The sequence below is a fragment of the Leadbetterella sp. DM7 genome, assembly GCF_040829825.2.
Classification (GTDB): Bacteria; Bacteroidota; Bacteroidia; order Cytophagales; family Spirosomataceae; genus Leadbetterella.
The window spans coordinates 90510-109411 of the sequence record NZ_JBFOLH020000007.1 but is presented as its reverse complement, the minus strand read 5'-3'; the positions used below and the strand labels follow the sequence as shown (position 1 = coordinate 109411).

Genomic DNA, 18902 nt, shown 5'->3' with positions numbered 1-18902 from the left:
ACAAGGGTAGGGTGAGTTTATAATTGACAATGGACAATTGACAATGGACAATTACGCTTTCTCACATTGTCAACTGTCCATTGTCAATTGCTTCGGTGTTTTTCCGTATTGCTCTTTAAAGCTTTTGATAAAATGGGATACGGAATCAAACCCTACGGCTTCGGCCACTTCTTCTACGGTATTCAGCTTGTTTTTGAGCAGGAAATGGGCATGTTCAAGCTTTTTTGCCCGGATGCGGGCAGCGGGCGGCTCGCCGTATTTCTCCGAGAATTCTCTTTTGAAGGCGGAGAGGCTTCTTCCTGAAATCTTTGCCAGGTCATGGATGGTCAGGTTTTTCAGGTAAAAGGTATTGATCACGTAGTCGAGATCTATTTTTTTGCCGGAGAAGTTTTCCAGGAGAAATTTCCGGAAATTCCCGTCGGTATCGGCATTGATCAGGTGCAGGAGCAGCTCCTGGGCTTTCAGGCGGAGAAAGTGCTCCAGGTAGCGGGTGTCGGTGCGGAAATAAGGAAGCACCGATTCTACAAATTTTTCAAACGATTCGTCGGCGGTCAGCTTAAGCACCCAGGAGGGCGATTGCCGGGGCGGGCCTTCCTGGAGGATCCCCGTATTCTGGTTGACAAATTCGCGGATGAGGGGGCTGTCAATAAAAAAAACCAGGCTTTTATAGCCCGCATTGGTTGATTCGGAATAGAGGTAGTATCCTTTCCTGACAAAAAGCAGGTCGCCTTTTTTGACATTGAATTCTGTTTTTTCGGAACGAAAGATCTTATCACCTTCCAGGATATAAATGACCGTATTTTCTTCAAAAAACACCTGGTTATTGAAGGGGTAGAGATTGCTCCGGAATGCCACGAACGTATTTTTCCTGAACTTCAGGGACTCAAACGGCTGAGAGGATATTTCGGATGGAATTCTGAGCATATGTTCTGTTACGCGATTTAACCACATAGATTTTATAAAGAATGTGACTATGTATCTACTGTGGTTTGATAATAGTACGCAGTATCAACTGCTAAGTTAGCGGATAGTGTTTATGAATTCAAGGAAGACAGCACAAGATATTCGGCCAGAAGGGCCTTGTGATGGATATCGGAGCGCCAGAATATCTGGTAAGCGGACTTCTCAGACCATTTTTTGAGCAGGGGGTGTGCAAAAGGGGCGAAGGGAGCGCCGATAAAGGTATGAAAACCGTTGAAGGTTACCCGCGAGAGATCGAGGGGCGGCCTTTTTTCTCCCAGCTTAAGCAGGGCCGATTCCATGAGGAGGCGGTTCATGAAGACCTTTTCCTGTTCAAGGGCTTTGTAAAGAGAAGCCAGGATAAGGGGTTTTGTGTGATCGAGAGGTGAAGCAAACCGGCTCATAAAACGGCTGTAATGGTACAGAATCAGGGCCGGGGTGGCGTAATGCCGGGCAATTTCAAAAGGGCGGCTCAGTGCTTCGCCGGCCTTTTCTGCAAGAAAGGAGATTGTATCGCGGTCGGTGCGGGTGAGCGGCAGCTCAAAGGCAAAGAAAAGGTAAAGCAGGTTCAGCAATGCGCATACGTCCTGTTCTTTCGGCATATTTTTCCCGTACCAGGTAGAATAGACCCTTTTTCCTGACGGGAGGTCTTCGGCGAAGCCTTCGGTCAGGTCTTTCAGGGCCTGTACCTCTTTGGGAGAGGCCTGCCGTGTAAATGTGATGAGGGCGGTGTCGTCTATGTCGTCAGGCAGCCGGAAGTGGTCGAGGTGCTGCATGATATACCCGTTCGGAAAATGCCGGGAGGGGCGGGTAGGATAGAAGTTATAGGTCATCCGCCCGTCTTTATTCTGAAACCGCGGGTATTCGCGGGTGATCAGCCGGGCAATCTCCGCGGCTTTGTGCTGGTGCTCAGGGGAGAGCCGGGGTTCCAGCTCGCGCAGGATGAACAGGGCGGACGCCAGGGAAAAGATATTGTTCTCCTGCCGCCGGTAGTGCCAGAACGGGGTAAAGCGCGTGGCCCATTGGTCACCATGCGATCTCAGCGCGGTCTCTATTTCCGAAATTATTCGGCAAAGCATTTTTTTAAGGTAAAGATAAGATCCGTATATTTGTCGTTCAGATTTTTACAAAAGTAAGCAAAATGGAAGTTTCAGGAACCATAAAGGTGATTAATCCGGAGCAGCAGGTAAGCGCTTCATTTAAAAAGAGAGAAGTGGTAGTGACTACGGATGAGCAATACCCGCAGCATATTCTGATAGAATTTACGCAAGACAGGACCGACCTCCTGAATGCGTATAATATAGGCGATGCGGTAAAGGTGTCTATTAACCTGAGAGGCCGCGAATGGGTGAACCCGCAGGGGGAGACCCGTTACTTTAACAGTATCCAGGGATGGAGAATTGAGCGGGCGGGAGCAGATGCCCCTGCTACGGGGATGCCTGCATCGGGTACGCCTGCCGCCGGAATGCCGGGTGGCGGATCGCCGGCAGCACCTACCCCGGTACCGGGATCGCTGGAGGGAGAGGACGATCTGCCGTTTTAAGGATTACGCAGGGAACGCGGAGATCCGGGCGGGTCTTACCGGAAAACAAGACGGTAAGGGCCGCAGGGATGCAAAGAGAAGAGGTAGGAGAAGCAGCTGTTAAAGGGTTTTCTCCGGGGCTTGAAAAACAGTCAGATTTTTTTCGATAAAAATTTGGTGAGAATGAAATAAAGCTCTAATTTTGCAACTCCTTAATAAAAGGGGCGCGTTCTTTGAAGATAGGGGGGTGTACCAGAGTGGCCAAATGGGGCAGACTGTAAATCTGCTGGTGTATGCCTACGGTGGTTCGAATCCATCCGCCCCCACACAGAAAACAAGCGGGAGTAGCTCATTTGGTAGAGCGATAGCCTTCCAAGCTATAGGTGGCGGGTTCGAGCCCCGTCTCCCGCTCGGAATTCCATCAAGCCTTTGTAGCTCAGTGGTAGAGCACTTCCTTGGTAAGGAAGAGGTCGGCAGTTCAATCCTGCTCAAAGGCTCTTTTGGTTTTTTAAAGGCGGCAGGAATTTACAGAACTCTGAAAACTTTTAGGGTTCATTTTTTGTTGATACCTGTACGTTTTTTAATTTTTTAGTAAATAGTTTGAACAATATAAAAATTCATTAAATAAAATGGCAAAAGAAAATTTTGACCGTAGTAAACCTCACGTTAATATCGGTACTATCGGTCACGTTGACCACGGTAAAACTACTTTGACTGCTGCTATCTCTTCTGTTCTTGCTAACAAAGGTCTTGCAGCTAAAAGAGATTTCTCGTCAATTGACAATGCTCCTGAAGAAAAAGAGCGTGGTATCACTATTAACACTTCACACGTAGAGTACCAGACAGAAAATCGTCACTATGCGCACGTTGACTGTCCTGGTCACGCTGACTATGTGAAGAACATGGTTACAGGTGCTGCTCAGATGGACGGTGCGATCATCGTGGTGGCTGCTACTGACGGTCCTATGCCACAAACCCGTGAGCACATCCTTCTTGCCCGTCAGGTAGGTGTACCTCAGCTGGTTGTATTTATGAACAAAGTTGACCTTGTAGATGACCCCGAGCTTCTTGAGCTGGTGGAAATGGAAATCAGAGAGCTGCTTTCTTTCTACAAATTCGACGGAGACAACATTCCTGTAATTCAGGGTTCTGCTCTGGGTGGTCTTAACGGAGAGCCTCAGTGGGTAGCCAAAATTGAAGAGCTGATGGATGCAGTAGATAACTGGATTCCACTTCCTGCGAGAGCTACTGACAAGCCGTTCCTGATGCCCGTAGAAGACGTGTTCTCTATCACAGGTCGTGGTACTGTAGCTACCGGACGTATCGAAACCGGCGTTATCAACTCAGGTGATCCTGTAGATATCCTGGGTATGGGTGCTGAAGGTCTGAAGTCTACCGTAACCGGTGTGGAAATGTTCCGTAAGATTCTTGACAGAGGTGAAGCCGGTGATAACGTAGGTCTGCTGCTGAGAGGTATCGATAAAGACCAGATCCGTCGTGGTATGGTAATCTGTAAGCCAGGTTCTGTTAAGCCTCACACTAAATTCAAAGCTGAGGTTTACGTTCTGTCAAAAGAAGAAGGTGGTCGTCACACTCCATTCTTCAACAAATACCGTCCTCAGTTCTACTTCAGAACCACAGACGTTACCGGTGAAATCTTCCTTCCTGAGAACGTGGAGATGGTAATGCCTGGTGATAACATCACTATTGAAGTGCACCTGATCAACGCTATCGCGATGGACAAAGGTCTTCGTTTCGCGATCCGTGAAGGTGGACGTACAGTAGGTGCCGGACAGGTAACTGAAATCATCGAGTAATCACGAGATTGATTATATAAGGAAAGCACTCCGAAAGGAGTGCTTTTTTTGTTTGCGGGCTTCACCGTTTTTAACCATATAAGGCATATAAGTTCATATTAGTTTTTTCTTATACGGACTTATATGCTTTATGCGGTTTATATATTTTTGTACTTTTAAGGCAAAAATGACCTTATTATGAAAAGAGCTTTTCTTGTGCTGTGCACGTTGGCTATGGTTTTGCCCGTTCGGGCGCAGTTGAGTTCAGCTGAAATTGATGCGCTGGTGAACCGGACCCTGAAGACCTTTGATGTGCCGGGCATTGCTGTTTGTGTGATCAAAGACAAGAAGATCGTTCATGCCAAAGGCTATGGTGTGCGCTCGCTGAATACCCGCCAGCCCGTAGATGAAAATACCTTATTCGGCATTGCTTCCAATTCCAAGGCATTTACGGCTGCAGCGCTGGGTATGCTGAAAGAAGAAGGAAAGCTGACCTGGGACTCGAAGGTAACCGACTTCATCCCGGAATTTAAGATGTATGATCCTTATGTGACGGCCGAATTTACCATCCGTGACCTGCTGACGCACCGTAGCGGGCTGGGCCTGGGTGCAGGCGACCTGATGTTCTGGCCGGACGAGAACAATTTTACCAAAGAAGATATTATCCATAACCTGCGGTACCTGAAGCCGGTGAGCTCGTTCAGAAGCAAGTACGACTACGATAACCTGCTGTATATCGTGGCCGGGGAAGTGGTGAAACGTGTCAGCGGGATGCCCTGGGAAGAATTTATCCGGAAACGTTTTTTTGAGCCTATGGGTATCCGCACAGCCGCACCGTCTTTTGCCCTGCTGAAGGATAAGTCAAATGTGATTGACCCACATTTTTATGTTGACGGTAAGCTGCAGGTGATTCGTCGCGACTGGAGTGAGAATGCCAATTCGGCCGGCGGTATTTATGCTTCGGTATCCGATATGTCGAAATGGATGCTGACGCTGCTGAACGGGGGAAAATCGGGGGATAAGCAGCTCTTTTCTCCGGGCACCCTTCGCGAGCTGTGGAGCCCGCAGACGCTTCTGCCCCTGAGCTCGCCGGGGCCCTACAATACCCAGTTTGCCGCCTATGGCCTGGGTTGGGTGCTGAACGACGTCAAAGGGCATAAGCAGGTAAGCCACACCGGCGGGCTGGCAGGAATTGTGACCCAGACCATCATTATTCCTGATCTCGACCTGGCTATCCTGGTGTATACCAACCAGCAATCCGGGGCCGCATTCAATGCCATCTCCAATACCATTAAAGATGCTTACCTGGGAGGGAAGGCCAATGAAGACTGGGTAGAGTTTTACCGTAACCGGGTAAGTGCCGCAAAGAAAGAAGCCGATGAAATACTGGCAAAAGCCGATGAAGAGGTCAGGAAGAATGCCTCCGGGGTGAAAGCACCTTCATTCGAAGTGAAAGGCGTATATGCCGATCCCTGGTTTGGAGAGGTGGAAATTGCAGAGAAAGGAGGGCAATTGTGGTTTACGTCAAAGCGTTCGGCACGTCTCAACGGCCCGATGTATTACTACAAAGGAAATACGTATATAGTACGCTGGACAGACCGGTCGATGGATGCCGATGCCTACCTGGTATTCAGCCTGGATACCGAAGGTGCCGCCCGCGGAATTAAGGTCAGCGCTATCTCTCCGCTGACCGATTTCAGCTTTGATTTCCAGGATCTGGATTTGAGAAAAAAATGAAGAAGACAATTCTCCGCGTCTATCCCGGTATGCCGTCAGGGTTTTCCTTTTATAAGTCAGATTGTTATTTATACCTGGATTAATTATAAATAATCTATATTTGCAGGGTATCAATAATAGTGGCTTTTATCCTGGTTTTCCAAGCTACTCCGGGACAGATGGCCTGTAAATGGAGTTTAAATGAGCAAAGCAGAGGTATTTGAAAATGAAAGAGCAACGGGCTACAACCGCTTTGTAGAAACGTGGATACCCGGTTACAATTACTTCCTGGATGGTTTGCCGGGGCTGTTCGGGCAGGTAAACCAGAAAGACCTGCTGGTGGTGGGATGCGGAACAGGAAACGAGATAGAACGGTTTGTGCAGGCACCGGAAAGATGGATGGTAACGGGTGTTGACCCTTCGCCTGAAATGATTAAGCAGGCGCGGGAAAAGCTTCAGGAATACGATAACGTAACGTTAATTGAAGGATTTGTGTCGGATATCGATAGGAAATACAACGCAGCCACCCTTCTGCTGGTTTTGCATTTCCTGGATGATAACGGTAGTAAGCTGGACCTGCTGAAAGATATTGCAGACAGGTTGGTGCCCGGTGCCACCTTCGTGATGCTGGACATAACGGGCGGTAAAAATCAGCTCCGGCAGAACCTGGAAGTTCTCAGGCTTCTTTTGCCGGCAGGCTTAGAGCAGGATCAGATAGATAACCGGCTGAACAGGATAGAAAATGAGCTCTTTCCTGTTTCGGAAGAAAGAATATCGGAGTTATGTACAGCAGCAGGGTTTGAGCCGCCGCTCCGTTTTTTCCAGTCGTCTATATATATGGGTTGGATCATGAAGAAAAACGGTGCTGCCTTTTGAAGCCTTACCCGTGGATAAAGCCCAGGGTATCGTCTTTGTATTCTTCCCTGTCAAGCTCCAGGAATTCTTCCCAGAAGGCATTTTCGGGTACAGGCGCCTTACAAAGCACGGGCTCTTTCTTTACCGGGTGGATGAAGTACACCCGCCGGGCGTGAAGAAAGATAGAGCCGTCGTTATTTCCCTTTGCGGCACCGTATTTTACATCGCCTTTGATAGGAGTACCCATAGAAGCCAGCTGTACCCGGATCTGGTGGGGCCTCCCGGTAATGGGACTGACCTCTATCAGGTGGTGCTTGTTGATGGTTCCGAGGTAACGGTAATCAAGATCAGCCCGCTGCGAACCGGCTACCTCCTGCTCAAACGCTTCTGTTTTGTTGGCCACCGGGTCTTTCCTGAGCCAGTGCGTGAGGCGACCTGATTTTTTTTCCGGTTTCCGCTGCGTGATGGCCCAGTAGGTTTTTTGTATCTGTCTTTTTTTGAAAAGCTCGTTCATCCGGGCCAGGGCTTTGGAGGTACGGGCAAAGATGACCACGCCGCTTACAGGGCGGTCAAGGCGGTGTACGGTACCCAGGAAAACCTCACCGGGCTTGTCGTATTTCTCCTTAATGTATTCCTTAACAAAGTCTTCAAGGGTTTTATCTCCCGTGCTGTCGCCGTGAACCAGTACCCCGGCTGCTTTATTGACAATGATCAGGTGGTTGTCTTCGTATAGTACGTGAAACGGTTTCATATTATTTTTTCGAGGGCTATTCTCCTCGTTTCGTGATCGGTTTCCATATAGGTTTCCAGGTCGGGCTTTGCTACCAGAGACACTTTCCCGAGGCAGTACTCGATCAGGTCGGACATCCCGGGAAAGCTGATCCGGTCTTTCAGGAAGGCATCTACAGCCACCTCGTTGGCTGCATTCAGGATGCAGGGCATATTCCCGCCTTTCCTGAGAGAGGCGAAAGCCATATCCAGGTTCCGGAAGGTATTCAGATCCGGCTTTTCAAAGGTAAGGCTGGGATACTGCAGGAAATCAAAGCGGGGGAAATCGTTTTTCAGCCGCTGCGGGAAACCCAGTGCGTATTGAATGGGCAGCTTCATGTCGGGCAGGCCCATCTGGGCTTTGAGGCTTCCGTCTTCAAACTGAACCAACGAATGCACGATGCTCTGGGGGTGGATCACCACATCAATCTGGTCGGGCCCGAGGTCAAAAAGCCACTTGGCTTCAATGACTTCCAATCCTTTGTTCATAAGGCTGGCCGAATCAATGGTAATCTTGGCGCCCATGTCCCAGTTCGGGTGCTTCAGAGCCTGCGCTTTGCTGACGGTCTTCAGAAACGCGGCGTCTTTGCCCCTGAACGGTCCGCCGGAAGCGGTCAGGATGATCTTCTCGATAGGGTTATAGTACTCGCCGGTCAGGCACTGAAATATGGCCGAGTGCTCCGAGTCTACCGGCAGGATGTCTACCTTATGTTTCACGGCCAGTGCCGTGATGATATCGCCGGCTACGACCAGTGTTTCTTTATTGGCCAGCGCAATGGTTTTGCCGGCTTCAATGGCACGGATGGTGGGCAGGAGCCCGCAATACCCCACCAGGGCGGTCAGCACTATATGAATACTTTCGCTCTGTACTACCGAATTCAGGGCATTCTGGCCGCAATATACTTTGATGTCCAGGGGATCCAGGGCGCTGTTTACTTTATCGTAGAGGCTCTCTTCACCAATAACCACCACATTGGGCCGGAACCGCACCGCCTGCTCAATCAGGAAATCTGCATTTTTCCAGGCGGTCAGCACCTCTGCCTCAAACCGGTCGGGATGGGCCGCGATGACTTCCAGCGCCTGGGTACCGATAGACCCCGTAGAGCCGAGCAGAGCAATTTTTTTCTTCATCAGAACTGAAACAATCTGCAAAAATAGGGCTTTTTGAAGGAAAAATGACAGATACTCTTCAGAAGTTATCGTAAAAGAGCAGAAGGCTTTAAGAGAATCCGAAGGATTCAAATGTTTATAGAAAAGGAAGCCTGGGCTCTGGTACGACCCCGATGGGGTCGAATAGGGGTTTTTACGCCGTTGGAGCTATACATATTTGACTACTTCGTGGTCAGATATAAATGAGGCCACATGGGGATTTGATGTTATTTAGGCTATACATATTTGACCACTTCTGAAACAATCTGCAAGAATGGGGCTTTTGAAGGAAAAATGACGGATACTCTTCAGAAGTTATAAGGATAGGTACACCACCAATATAGGGTAGCCCCTGTCACCTCGAGCGAAGTCGAGAGGCGCCTGGTTCTCGTCTTCGCTCGAACTGACAGTGGCTCCCCCCTCGGAACTCCCCACTCGGAACTCATCTCACCGCCTGCCGTATCTTCACCAGCTCTGTCAGCAGCTTTTCCAGGTTATCCAGGTGCAGCATATTGGCGCCGTCAGATTTTGCATTGGCGGGGTCTGGGTGGGTTTCAATGAAGAGGCCGTCGGCTCCTACCGCTATAGCCGCTTTGGCAATGGTAGAGATCATGGCCGGGTCTCCGCCAGTAACGCCGGAGGTCTGGTTGGGTTTCTGGAGGGAATGGGTGCAATCCATGATCACCGGGACCCCGAATTTAGCCATCTCCACCAGGTTCCGGTAGTCGACCACCAGGTCAGAATATCCGAAGCTGTTGCCCCGGTCGGTCAGCAGCGCCGGCGCATCCGGGTTTACCGACCGGATTTTTTCTACGGCAAAGCCCATAGAGGCCCCCGAAAGGAACTGCCCTTTTTTGATGTTTACCGCACAGCCGGTGCGGGCAGCGGCCTCCAGCAGTTCGGTTTGCCGGCACAGGAATGCCGGGATCTGCAGCACATCTACATATTCTGCGGCCATTTCGGCTTCAGCTGATTCGTGAATATCGGTAACTACGGGTACCCCGAAAGTATCGCTGACCTCTTTCAGAATGCGCAGCGCCTTCTCGTCGCCAATGCCCGTAAAGCTGTCGGCTTTGGTGCGGTTGGCTTTGCGGTAACTTCCCTTGAAAATGTACGGAATTTCAAGAGTACGGCAGATTTTATCAATTTTACCGGCAATGCTCAGGGCAATTTCGCGGCCTTCAATGGCGCAGGGGCCGGCCATCAGGAAAAAGTTGCCCGAATCGTATTTTTGTAACTTATCGAGGAATAATTGCATTATTTCTTTTTGTTTCTGTTTTGAAAATACAAATATGCAACCTATCTTTAAGCTGGAAAAACACTTAATCATTTTGTTGGTTCAAGTTAATTATTTTTCTTTGTACCGTTTTTAACCAAAATACATTTTCAAATGTCTGACGTTGCATCAAAAGTTAAGAAGATTATCGTTGAGAAATTAGGAGTAGATGAGGCTGAAGTTACTACAGAAGCTTCTTTCACAAACGATTTGGGAGCAGATTCCCTGGACACAGTAGAATTGATTATGGAGTTCGAAAAAGAATTTAATGTTTCTATTCCTGACGATCAAGCTGAAAATATCCAAACAGTCGGGCAGGCTATTAGTTATTTAGAAGAACATTCGAAATAATTATTTCGCTCAGACGAAGTTCAATATTCTATTGAAAAATGTTTAGGCATTTGAGATTGGGGTATTGAACTTTTAATTTTTTAGAATATGTCATTTAAAAGAGTAGTTGTTACCGGACTAGGAGCGTTAACGCCCATAGGAAATACGGTTGAGGAGTTTTGGAACGGACTTTCCAACGGAATAAGCGGATGTGATTACATTACGCGTTTTGATGCCACTAACTTTAAGACCCGTTTTGCCTGCGAGGTTAAGAATTTTGAGGTTAACGATTTTATTCCGCGGCAGGATGCTCGGAAAATGGACTTATTCACCCAGTTCGGGGTGGTGGTGGCTGATCAGGCCATAGCTGATTCGGGACTTACCGAAGAAAACATTGACCACAACAAGGTAGGGGTTATCTGGGGTTCAGGTATTGGCGGCTTAAAAACCTTTGAGGAAGAAATGACCGGCTATATCCAGGGCAACGGTGTTCCCCGGTTCAACCCGTTCTTTATTCCCAAGATGATTGCTGACGGCGTATCGGGGCAGATTTCTATCCGTCACGGTTTCCGCGGACCGAATTACGTAACCGTTTCGGCGTGCTCGTCGGCCAACAATGCGATCATCGATGCCTTTAACTATATCCGCCTGGGCCGGATCACCGCCTGCGTTACTGGCGGTTCGGAAGCTTCCAACACCCAATCGGGTATTGGCGGGTTTAACGGGCTTAAGGCGCTTTCCGAGCGGAACGACGACCCTAAAACGGCTTCACGGCCCTATGACCGTGACCGCGACGGCTTTGTGCTGGGCGAAGGCGGCGCTGCGCTGATCCTGGAAGAATACGAACATGCCAAAGCACGGGGAGCCAAGATCTACTGTGAGCTCATTGGCGGAGGGTTTTCTTCAGATGCCTACCACATTACTGCGCCGCACCCGGACGGCTACGGGGCCTATCTTTCCATGAAAGACGCGCTGGACGATGCCGGGATCACTACCGCTGAAGTAGATTATATCAATACCCACGGTACATCTACCCCGCTGGGTGACCCGCAGGAGATCAAAGCCATTGAGCAGCTCTTCGGGGAAGATACCTACAAGCTGTCTATCAGTTCTACGAAATCTATGACCGGTCACCTGCTGGGTGGAGCCGGGGCTGTGGAATCGGTAGCGTCGGTGCTGGCCATTCAGCATCAGATGGTACCCCCAACGATTAATTTATTTAACATTGACGAAACTATCGATCCGCGGATCGATCTCACTCCCAATGTGGCGAAGAGCCGTAAGGTAGATGTGGCGCTGAGTAACTGCTTTGGTTTTGGCGGACACAATGCTACATTGATTTTCAGGAAGTTGTAAGAGAGGTATTGGATGAATATAGGGAGGTTTTTTGGACGGGATAATAAATTCAAAGACTTTAACAGGGCCATTGAGTTGATTGTGGGTTCAAAACCATCCAACCCGCTTATTTACCAGCTGGCCTTTCGTCATACCTCTGCTTCCAAGGAGAGCTCTTTCAAAGGTTTCCGGGAATCGAACGAGCGCCTCGAGTTCCTGGGCGATGCCGTTCTGGGCCTGATAGTAGGAGAATATCTCTTTAAAAAATACCCGTTCAAGAATGAGGGCTTCCTGACCGAGATCCGTTCCAGGATTGTGAACCGGGAATCGCTGAATAATATCGGGCGGAAACTGGGCCTGGAAAACCTGATCGAATCAGACGGAACCAAAAACTACCACCGGACCTCCCTGCTGGGCGATGCCATGGAGGCCCTTATCGGGGCCATTTACCTCGACAAAGGCTATAAATTCACCCGGAAGTTCGTCGTATCCAAGCTTCTCTCCAATCATTTTAACCTCGACGAGGTCATTTCCAACAACACCAACTACAAATCGTCTATCCTGAGCTGGGCACAGTCGGAGGGTAAAAAAGTAGAATTCGTGATTGTAGAAGAGAAAGGCAAAAATCACAGCCGCGAATTTGTAGCCCAGGTGCTGATCGACTCGGAGATCATCAGCCACGGAAACGGCTGGAACAAGAAAAAGGCCGAACAGGACGCCTCCCGCCGCGCCTGCGAGATTCTTAAAATTTAAATTACGGCAGGACGCTTTCTACCGGAAGCCGGACAGGCCTGAACCCGGCTCCCAGGCGTAAGCCCAGGCTCAGATAATATACGGGCGGAAAACTTTCCCAGCCTTTGGGAGAATCGAGGAGGATATTGTCATAAGGCATATTCCACCCACGATGTTCCTGAGGCGTCCAGCCTTCTGTGGCTTCTATAATTTTCAACAGCTTATGGTGCCTGATTAAACCCAAGCCGGATATATTGATGGCTTTGATCGTTGTAATGCAAATCTTTCCGGAACAGGAAGAGAAGAAAGCGTGTGATGAAAGTTAGTTTACGGCCGGAAAAATAGGGGTGTCCCAAAATCAAACACTTTTTGCGTATTTGTATTTTTGTAATCTACTAATTGTCAGCAAATTGTAAATTCTGTAAAAATCTGCGCTAATTTTCGGCCATGGATAAGGAAATAAGCACAGACAGGATCAAGGGGCGCCGGATAAAGCGGGGCCTGTACATAGCAGGCGGGATAGCCGCCATTTTAGGAGCCGTGTGGCTTTTCAGGCAATTGCTGGCGCCCTCGGTTAAAAGGAGCGAGCTGGTAGTAGGCGAAGTGCGGGCGGGAGAAATGGAAAATACCGTTTCGGCCAACGGCACGGTAGAGCCTTCATCAGAGATTGTGCTGGTAAGCCCGCTCTCGGCCAAGATCCGGAAGATTGTGACCGAAAACGGCACCCGGGTGCAGAGTGGTGAGGCGATCCTGATCCTGGATACCGAATATTCGGAACTGGAATACCAGCGGCTGAAAGACGAGCTGAAGCTAAAAGACAACAACGTAGTACGGTTAAAGCTGGAACTGGAGAAGAATATCCGGGATATTGAGCTGGATGACCAGGTGAAAGACCTCCAGGTGAAGAATTTCGAAGCCCTGCTGTCTGATGCCCGGCGCCTTCAGGCCATTGGCGGCATGACACAGGAAGAAGTAGACAAAGCCCGGCAGAACCTGTCTATCGCTTTGCTGGAAAAAAAGAAGCTGGAAAATGAGCTGAAGTACCGGAAAGAATCGATTGCCTCGAGTGTGCTGAATGAGCAGATCCAGTCGTCTATTCAACGCCAGCGGCTTGATGAGCTGGCAAAGAAGCTCCGGAATGCAACGGTCAGGGCGGAAGTGCCCGGCGTCATCACCTGGCTGGATAACCGGATCGGTACCCAGGTGCAGGAGGGCGACCCGTTGGTACGCCTGGCCAATATTTCTTCCTACAGCATTATGGCGCAGGTATCCGACATGCATGCCGACAAGATCAGCCTGGGCCAGCCGGTGCAGGTGGAGGTGAATAACACCGTGGAAATGGGAGAAATTGAGCAGATCCTGCCGGCGGTGGAGAATAACACTATACAGTTCAAGGTCCGGCTGCGAAAGGCAGATTCAGACAAGCTGCGGCCCAAGATGAAAGTGCCCGTGCGGATTGTCACCGGCACCAAACAGCAGAGCATGTATATTCCGAACGGCCCGGGTATACTGGCGGGGAAATCGCAAAAAGTCTTTGTGCTGCAGGGAGATAAGGCAGAGGCCCGGAACGTGGAGCTGGGTTTCCGCACCAGCGACAAGGTGGAGGTGATCAGTGGCCTGAAAGCGGGCGACAAAGTGATCCTGTCTGATATGAGTGTATATGAAGGGAAAACGGAAATACGGGTGAGATGAGAAAGAGAGCAGATAATTCCGGGTTTTTTCTAAAGGGAACAGTGGCAATCCTGTTTTTAGGGTTTGGTTTTTCACTTTTCACGCCGAAAGCTTTTGCGCAATCCGATACCCTCACCCTGTCCGATGCCATTTCTATTGCCCATGAGCATTCGCTGAGTGGCAGGAAAGCCCGGATGGAATACCGGGTGGCGCAAAACCGGGTGCTGTACAGCAAGGCAGAGATAAAGCCCCAGGTGGGCCTGGGCGGAACCCTGCCCAACTTTTACAAGACCACATCAGCCATTACGCAGCCTGACGGTACCATCAGTTTCCTGCCGGTTTCACAGGATAACAGCAGTGTAAATCTTAACCTGACCCAGCGTTTGCTGAATACCAATACCTTATTTTTTGCGGAATCAGGATTAAGAAGGTACAATGATTTTACAGAAAACGGGGTTCAGAATTTTAACTCGGTGCCCTTCCGGATCGGGATCGAGCAACCGATAAACACCTTTAACACGCTGAAATGGAACCGGCGGTTTTACCTGCTGGAAGAAGAAATAGCCAAAGCCGGCCTGGATATGAACAGGGAACAGATATCGGGCGAGGTCACAGCGGCATTTTTTGAGCTGCTGGCAGCCCAGGTAAACCACGAAATTGCGCTGACCAATACGGGGAACAGCGAGAAAATTTACCAGATTGCCCTGGAACGCGACAAGCTGGGGAAGATATCAAAAAGTGACCTGTTGCAGCTGGAGCTCAGCCTGAACTCGGCCCGGCAAAGCGCAGTAAATGCCCGGAGAGAAGTGCTGAGAGCCAATGCCGAGCTGAAAAAAGCCATGGGCTGGGAAACCGCAAACGACCAGGTGTATGTCTTGCGGTCGCCGGAGAGCCTTACCGCGGCAGCACCAGACCCCGCAGCAGCGGCACAAAAGGCCTGGATGAAGAGGCCCGAACAAAAACAAATGGAAAAGCTGTTACTCGAAACCGAAAGAGCACTGGAGCAGGCCCGGAAGAACAACGGCTGGCAGGGAAGCCTGTCGGCTACGTTCGGCTGGGTCGGTACCGGTGCCCGGTTTCCTCAATCGTACCAGCTGCCCCAGGTAGAGAACTTTGTTCAGCTGACGCTCCGGATACCGCTGCTGGATGGCGGTAAACGGAAATACAGTGTCAATGCGGCCCTGGAACAGCAGCAATACGCAGAGGCAGAGAAAGAATTCACCGAGCAGACCTTTAAGCAGAATGTACGTCAGCTGGCCCTCCAGTTCCGGGAGCTGAATGAAGAAGTGGAGCTGGGGGCGAAGAGCCTGGAGATTGCCCGAGAGCGTTATGAAATTGCCAACCGGCGCTATCTTCTGAACGACATCAGCATTACCGACCTGAGCATTGCCTTTAACGAGAGAGACATGGCCTGGCGGAATTACACGGGCCTGCTGCGGGCCTATTGGGTAACCTATTATGCATTAAGACAATTAACATTGGAAAACTTTTAAAACACAGATTATGATAGAGCTGAAAAACCTGAGTAAGTCGTATTACACCGATGTGCTGGAAACAGTGGCGCTGAACGACATCTCCCTGAGCATCGGGGCAGGGGAGTTTGTATCCATCATGGGGCCGTCTGGCTGCGGTAAATCTACCTTGCTGAACATGATCGGCCTTCTTGACTCGCCCACCCGCGGTCATGTGAGCATTAACGGGGTGAACCTCGAAAACCGGAAAGAAAACGACCTGGCAAAATTCAGAAACGAGAACCTGGGCTTTATTTTCCAGAGCTTTCACCTGATCTCCGACCTGAGCGTGATTGATAACGTGGAGCTGCCCCTGCTCTACCGGGGTGTAGGCGCCAAAGAGCGGAAACGGCTTTCAGAAGAAGCCCTGGAAAAGGTAGGGCTCCTGAACCGGAAAAATCATTATCCCAACCAGCTTTCCGGCGGACAGCGCCAGCGGGTGGCCATAGCCCGTGCCATTGTGGGTAAGCCTGCGCTGGTGATGGCCGATGAGCCCACCGGTAACCTCGACAGTGTGCTGGGGAATGAGGTGATGCAGCTGCTCCTGGATCTCAATGAGCAGGAAAAAGTAACGGTGGTGATGGTTACTCACGACGAAAGCATGGCACGAAAAACGCATCGCGTGATCCGCTTATATGATGGAAGTTTAGTTAATTGACAATTGACAGTTGACAATGGACAATTATCATATTGCCTCATTGTCAGTCGCCAATTGTCCATCGTCAATTGAAAAAAATATGTTAAAAAATTATTTCAAAATCGCAATTAAAGTACTCCGTCGGAATAAGCTGTACACGTTTATCAGCCTTTTCGGGATCAGCTTTACGCTGATGGTGCTGATGCTGGCATCGGCAGTGCTGGAGAATGAGCTGGGGGCCAATCCGCCGCTAAGCAAAAAAGACAGAATACTGTTTTTGCCCAGCTTTAGCGGGCAGGGCTTCGAACGGGAAAAAGTAACGGCCTACGATACCACGGAGGTTGACGGTGTTATGAAGATCGACACCACGGTAACCACCAGGGTCATTGAAGGGAAGGTGGCCTCCAATTCGAGCTCAAGCCTCAGTTATAAGCTCTACAAAGACAAGCTCAGCAAAATGAAAACACCGGAGCTGAGCAGTGTTTTTGTCGATTATGCGCCCCTGGATGTTTACCCGCAGGGACAGAAGCTCACGCTCAACGGGAACCTCACCGACGCCAACTACTGGAAGATATTTGACTTCCGCTTTAAAGAAGGCGGGCCGTTTACCCGGGAGGCAATCGATAACCAGGCCAATGTGATCATTCTCAGGGAAAGCGCAGCCCTGAAATATTTCGGGAAACAGGCATCGTACCTGGGGAAAGAGCTGGTATGGGGGCTTAAGGGGCCGTTTAAAGTGGTGGGCATCGTGAAAGATGCCAGTACCTCCAACCGGTCTGTAATGGCTGATTTTTTTGTCCCGATTTCCTGGGCCGGAGAGAGTGAGCTGAACTACAACCAGGAATATTTGGGGAGCTGTGTGGTAGCCCTGCTGGCTAAGGAACCTTCAGACGTGAGCAGGATGGAAGAAGAGCTGAGAACCCTGGAAAGCAGCCTGGAAAAAAGAAATGATTTTGACCGGTACATTATCCATGAAAAAAATGCGGCAGATATCTATGCCTGGCAGTTTATGGGTACCCAGGCCACCCGCGAAGGCGGGAATTTCCTGAAAATAGTTTTCGGGGTACTGGCCTTTTTCCTGGTGATCCCTATCCTGAACCTGGTGAACCTGAACGTTACCCGAATTTTTGAGCGGTCGTCAGAAATAGGGGTCAGGAAGGCATTCGGGGCAAAAACAAGCAACCTGCTGGTCCAGTTCCTGTTTGAAAACCTGATCATCACCTTCCTGGGAGGCATCATCGGTATAATTCTGACCGTTCTGCTGATGAATGCATTGAATCATGCTGAGGTATTCGGAACAAGCAGGCTTACGTTTAACTTCCCGGTTCTTTTTATAAGCATCTTTATCACTTTTGTCTTCGGCATTTTATCGGGTTTTCTTCCTGCATGGAGGATTTCCCAAACCCCGGTGGCCGGAGCTTTAAAAACAGGAAAGCTATGATTGCACATTATTTCAAACTGATATGGAAACGCAAAGGAAAAAACGCCTTCCTTTTTGTTCAGCTGATATTTGTATTCTGGGTGGTTTTTGCCGTGTTCTCTTACGGGATATCCAAATTCAGGTACTACTCGTCGCCCCTGGGCTTTGACTGGAAAGACATGTACCGGGTATATCTCAGCATCAATACCGCTGACTCTACGGCGGCCGGGGTGACGATAGAGTCGCTGAAGCACGACCTGAAGGCGCTGCCTGAAATAGACCAGGTTTCCTACAGTGTAAACGTAGCGCCTTACCTGGGAAACACCTGGGGCAACGGCAATGATAACGACGGGTTTAATTTTAACAGCCGCTATATGTATGCCGATGAAGATTATGCCAATACCTGGAAAATCAAGATGAAATCGGGGCGTTTCTATACCAAAGAAGACCTGGCCGGGAAGTATCTGCCGGTAGTGGTTTCGCAAAAATTTGTGGAGAAGTTCATGAAAGGGAAAGAGCCGATCGGGTTCCGTTTCCGGTTTTTTAAAGAAAAGGAGGTGGAGATCATCGGGGTTGCAGAGCACTTTAAATTCCAGGGTGATTTTACGGAAGAAGACCCCTTCATCTTCCTGCCCTTAACGTTTTCGTCGATTGACCTCTACCAGGCCATGAGCATAAGGGTGAAACCGGGTACGGGCCCGGACGTGGAAAAGAAAATAAACGACCTGGTAGAGCAAACCACCAAAAGCAGCGATTTCGGTATTGTTAAAATAGAGGCCGGCCGGAAAAATACCAACAGCCGTACCTATATTCCCCTGGCAGCCATGTTTTTCTTGGCGGTTTTCCTGATCATTAATATATCAATGGGGCTGTTCGGGATCCTGCGGTACAACATTGCCCGGAGAATTCCCGAGATCGGTCTCCGGAAAGCCATAGGAGCCTCTTCAGGGGCCATTCGCCGCCAGTTTACAGGTGAAATGCTGGTTTTGGTAACGCTGGCGTTTGTTCTGGCGGCTGTTTTTGCCGTACAGATACCGTTTATCGCTTCTTTGCCTATTGAGAAAGATGCGTACTTTATGGGGATGGGGGCCGGTGCCCTGGTTATATTCGGCATCGTATATTTGTGCAGTATATTCCCCAGCCACCAGGCAGCGGTAACCCTGCCCGCTAAAGCATTGCACGAGGAGTAGATTTAACCTCTTCATGTTGATGGATAATTTAAGG

18 protein-coding genes and 3 tRNA genes are annotated in these 18902 nt (G+C 49.6%); 15 read left to right on the top strand and 6 right to left on the bottom strand.

The window, feature by feature from the left end:
- Positions 1 to 69: 69 nt before the first annotated feature.
- Together AB2U10_RS10250 and AB2U10_RS10245 are read right to left on the bottom strand one after the other, a co-directional pair.
- Positions 70 to 924, bottom strand: a complete 855-nt coding sequence (locus tag AB2U10_RS10250) for a helix-turn-helix transcriptional regulator (protein ID WP_367913999.1) — start codon at positions 922 to 924, stop codon at positions 70 to 72.
- Positions 925 to 1034: 110 nt separating this feature from the next.
- Positions 1035 to 2039 carry a hypothetical protein gene (locus AB2U10_RS10245; RefSeq protein ID WP_367913998.1) on the bottom strand — a complete coding sequence of 335 codons (1005 nt, stop codon included), beginning with the start codon at positions 2037 to 2039 and terminating at the stop codon, positions 1035 to 1037.
- Positions 2040 to 2101: 62 nt separating this feature from the next.
- Between AB2U10_RS10245 and AB2U10_RS10240 the strand changes: the two genes are divergently transcribed.
- The 7 genes from AB2U10_RS10240 to AB2U10_RS10210 all read left to right on the top strand — a co-directional run bounded on the left by AB2U10_RS10240 (position 2102) and on the right by AB2U10_RS10210 (position 6870).
- A complete protein-coding gene (locus tag AB2U10_RS10240) occupies positions 2102 to 2503 on the top strand; it encodes a DUF3127 domain-containing protein (RefSeq protein WP_367913997.1) in 402 nt (133 codons plus the stop codon).
- A 222-nt stretch (positions 2504 to 2725) separates the two neighbouring features.
- A tRNA-Tyr gene (locus AB2U10_RS10235) sits at positions 2726 to 2808 on the top strand.
- A gap of 12 nt (positions 2809 to 2820) precedes the next feature.
- Positions 2821 to 2893 (top strand) — tRNA-Gly (locus AB2U10_RS10230).
- 14 nt (positions 2894 to 2907) lie between these two features.
- A tRNA-Thr gene (locus tag AB2U10_RS10225) sits at positions 2908 to 2979 on the top strand.
- A gap of 132 nt (positions 2980 to 3111) precedes the next feature.
- On the top strand, positions 3112 to 4299 hold the full coding sequence (gene tuf, locus AB2U10_RS10220) for an elongation factor Tu (RefSeq protein WP_367913996.1): 1188 nt from the start codon (positions 3112 to 3114) through the stop codon (positions 4297 to 4299).
- Positions 4300 to 4476: 177 nt separating this feature from the next.
- Positions 4477 to 6015 (top strand): serine hydrolase, encoded by a 1539-nt coding sequence (locus tag AB2U10_RS10215; protein ID WP_367913995.1) that lies wholly within the window; start codon positions 4477 to 4479, stop codon positions 6013 to 6015.
- A 180-nt stretch (positions 6016 to 6195) separates the two neighbouring features.
- Positions 6196 to 6870, top strand: a complete 675-nt coding sequence (locus tag AB2U10_RS10210) for a class I SAM-dependent methyltransferase (RefSeq protein ID WP_367913994.1) — start codon at positions 6196 to 6198, stop codon at positions 6868 to 6870.
- A 4-nt stretch (positions 6871 to 6874) separates the two neighbouring features.
- On the opposite strand, the gene AB2U10_RS10205 is transcribed toward AB2U10_RS10210, so the two are convergent.
- The 3 genes from AB2U10_RS10205 to kdsA form a co-directional block, all read right to left on the bottom strand.
- Positions 6875 to 7600, bottom strand: coding sequence for an RluA family pseudouridine synthase (locus AB2U10_RS10205; RefSeq protein ID WP_367913993.1), 726 nt, complete (start codon positions 7598 to 7600; stop codon positions 6875 to 6877).
- A complete protein-coding gene (locus AB2U10_RS10200; RefSeq protein ID WP_367914082.1) occupies positions 7597 to 8748 on the bottom strand; it encodes a 1-deoxy-D-xylulose-5-phosphate reductoisomerase in 1152 nt (383 codons plus the stop codon). The genes AB2U10_RS10205 and AB2U10_RS10200 overlap by 4 nt, the downstream gene beginning before the upstream one ends.
- Positions 8749 to 9208: 460 nt before the next feature.
- Positions 9209 to 10024 carry a 3-deoxy-8-phosphooctulonate synthase gene (gene kdsA, locus AB2U10_RS10195; RefSeq protein ID WP_367913992.1) on the bottom strand — a complete coding sequence of 272 codons (816 nt, stop codon included), beginning with the start codon at positions 10022 to 10024 and terminating at the stop codon, positions 9209 to 9211.
- Between the two features lie 132 nt (positions 10025 to 10156).
- Here kdsA and AB2U10_RS10190 point away from each other — a divergent pair, with 132 nt between their 5' ends.
- From AB2U10_RS10190 to rnc, 3 genes are all read left to right on the top strand, one after another.
- Positions 10157 to 10393, top strand: a complete 237-nt coding sequence (locus AB2U10_RS10190) for an acyl carrier protein (protein ID WP_013409086.1) — start codon at positions 10157 to 10159, stop codon at positions 10391 to 10393.
- An 87-nt stretch (positions 10394 to 10480) separates the two neighbouring features.
- The gene (gene fabF / locus AB2U10_RS10185) at positions 10481 to 11728 is read left to right on the top strand and encodes a beta-ketoacyl-ACP synthase II (protein ID WP_367913991.1); all 1248 of its coding nucleotides are present in this window, start codon (positions 10481 to 10483) and stop codon (positions 11726 to 11728) included.
- 12 nt (positions 11729 to 11740) lie between these two features.
- Positions 11741 to 12460 (top strand): ribonuclease III, encoded by a 720-nt coding sequence (gene rnc, locus AB2U10_RS10180; RefSeq protein WP_367913990.1) that lies wholly within the window; start codon positions 11741 to 11743, stop codon positions 12458 to 12460.
- A 1-nt stretch (position 12461) separates the two neighbouring features.
- On the opposite strand, the gene AB2U10_RS10175 is transcribed toward rnc, so the two are convergent.
- Positions 12462 to 12656, bottom strand: a complete 195-nt coding sequence (locus AB2U10_RS10175; RefSeq protein WP_367913989.1) for a hypothetical protein — start codon at positions 12654 to 12656, stop codon at positions 12462 to 12464.
- 230 nt (positions 12657 to 12886) lie between these two features.
- Between AB2U10_RS10175 and AB2U10_RS10170 the strand changes: the two genes are divergently transcribed.
- The 5 genes from AB2U10_RS10170 (at position 12887) to AB2U10_RS10150 (ending at position 18868) form a co-directional block, all read left to right on the top strand.
- On the top strand, positions 12887 to 14131 hold the full coding sequence (locus AB2U10_RS10170; RefSeq protein ID WP_367913988.1) for an efflux RND transporter periplasmic adaptor subunit: 1245 nt from the start codon (positions 12887 to 12889) through the stop codon (positions 14129 to 14131).
- Complete coding sequence (locus AB2U10_RS10165; protein WP_367913987.1) at positions 14128 to 15603, top strand: TolC family protein; 1476 nt, start codon at positions 14128 to 14130, stop codon at positions 15601 to 15603. Before AB2U10_RS10170 ends, AB2U10_RS10165 begins: the two co-directional genes overlap by 4 nt.
- Before the next feature lie 10 nt (positions 15604 to 15613).
- Positions 15614 to 16279: an ABC transporter ATP-binding protein gene (locus tag AB2U10_RS10160; RefSeq protein WP_367913986.1), complete on the top strand. Its 666-nt coding sequence runs from the start codon at positions 15614 to 15616 to the stop codon at positions 16277 to 16279.
- A gap of 79 nt (positions 16280 to 16358) precedes the next feature.
- Entirely contained in the window at positions 16359 to 17699 is a 1341-nt protein-coding gene (locus AB2U10_RS10155; protein WP_367913985.1) for an ABC transporter permease, read from the top strand.
- Positions 17696 to 18868 (top strand): ABC transporter permease, encoded by a 1173-nt coding sequence (locus AB2U10_RS10150; protein WP_367913984.1) that lies wholly within the window; start codon positions 17696 to 17698, stop codon positions 18866 to 18868. Before AB2U10_RS10155 ends, AB2U10_RS10150 begins: the two co-directional genes overlap by 4 nt.
- Positions 18869 to 18902 lie beyond the last annotated feature (34 nt).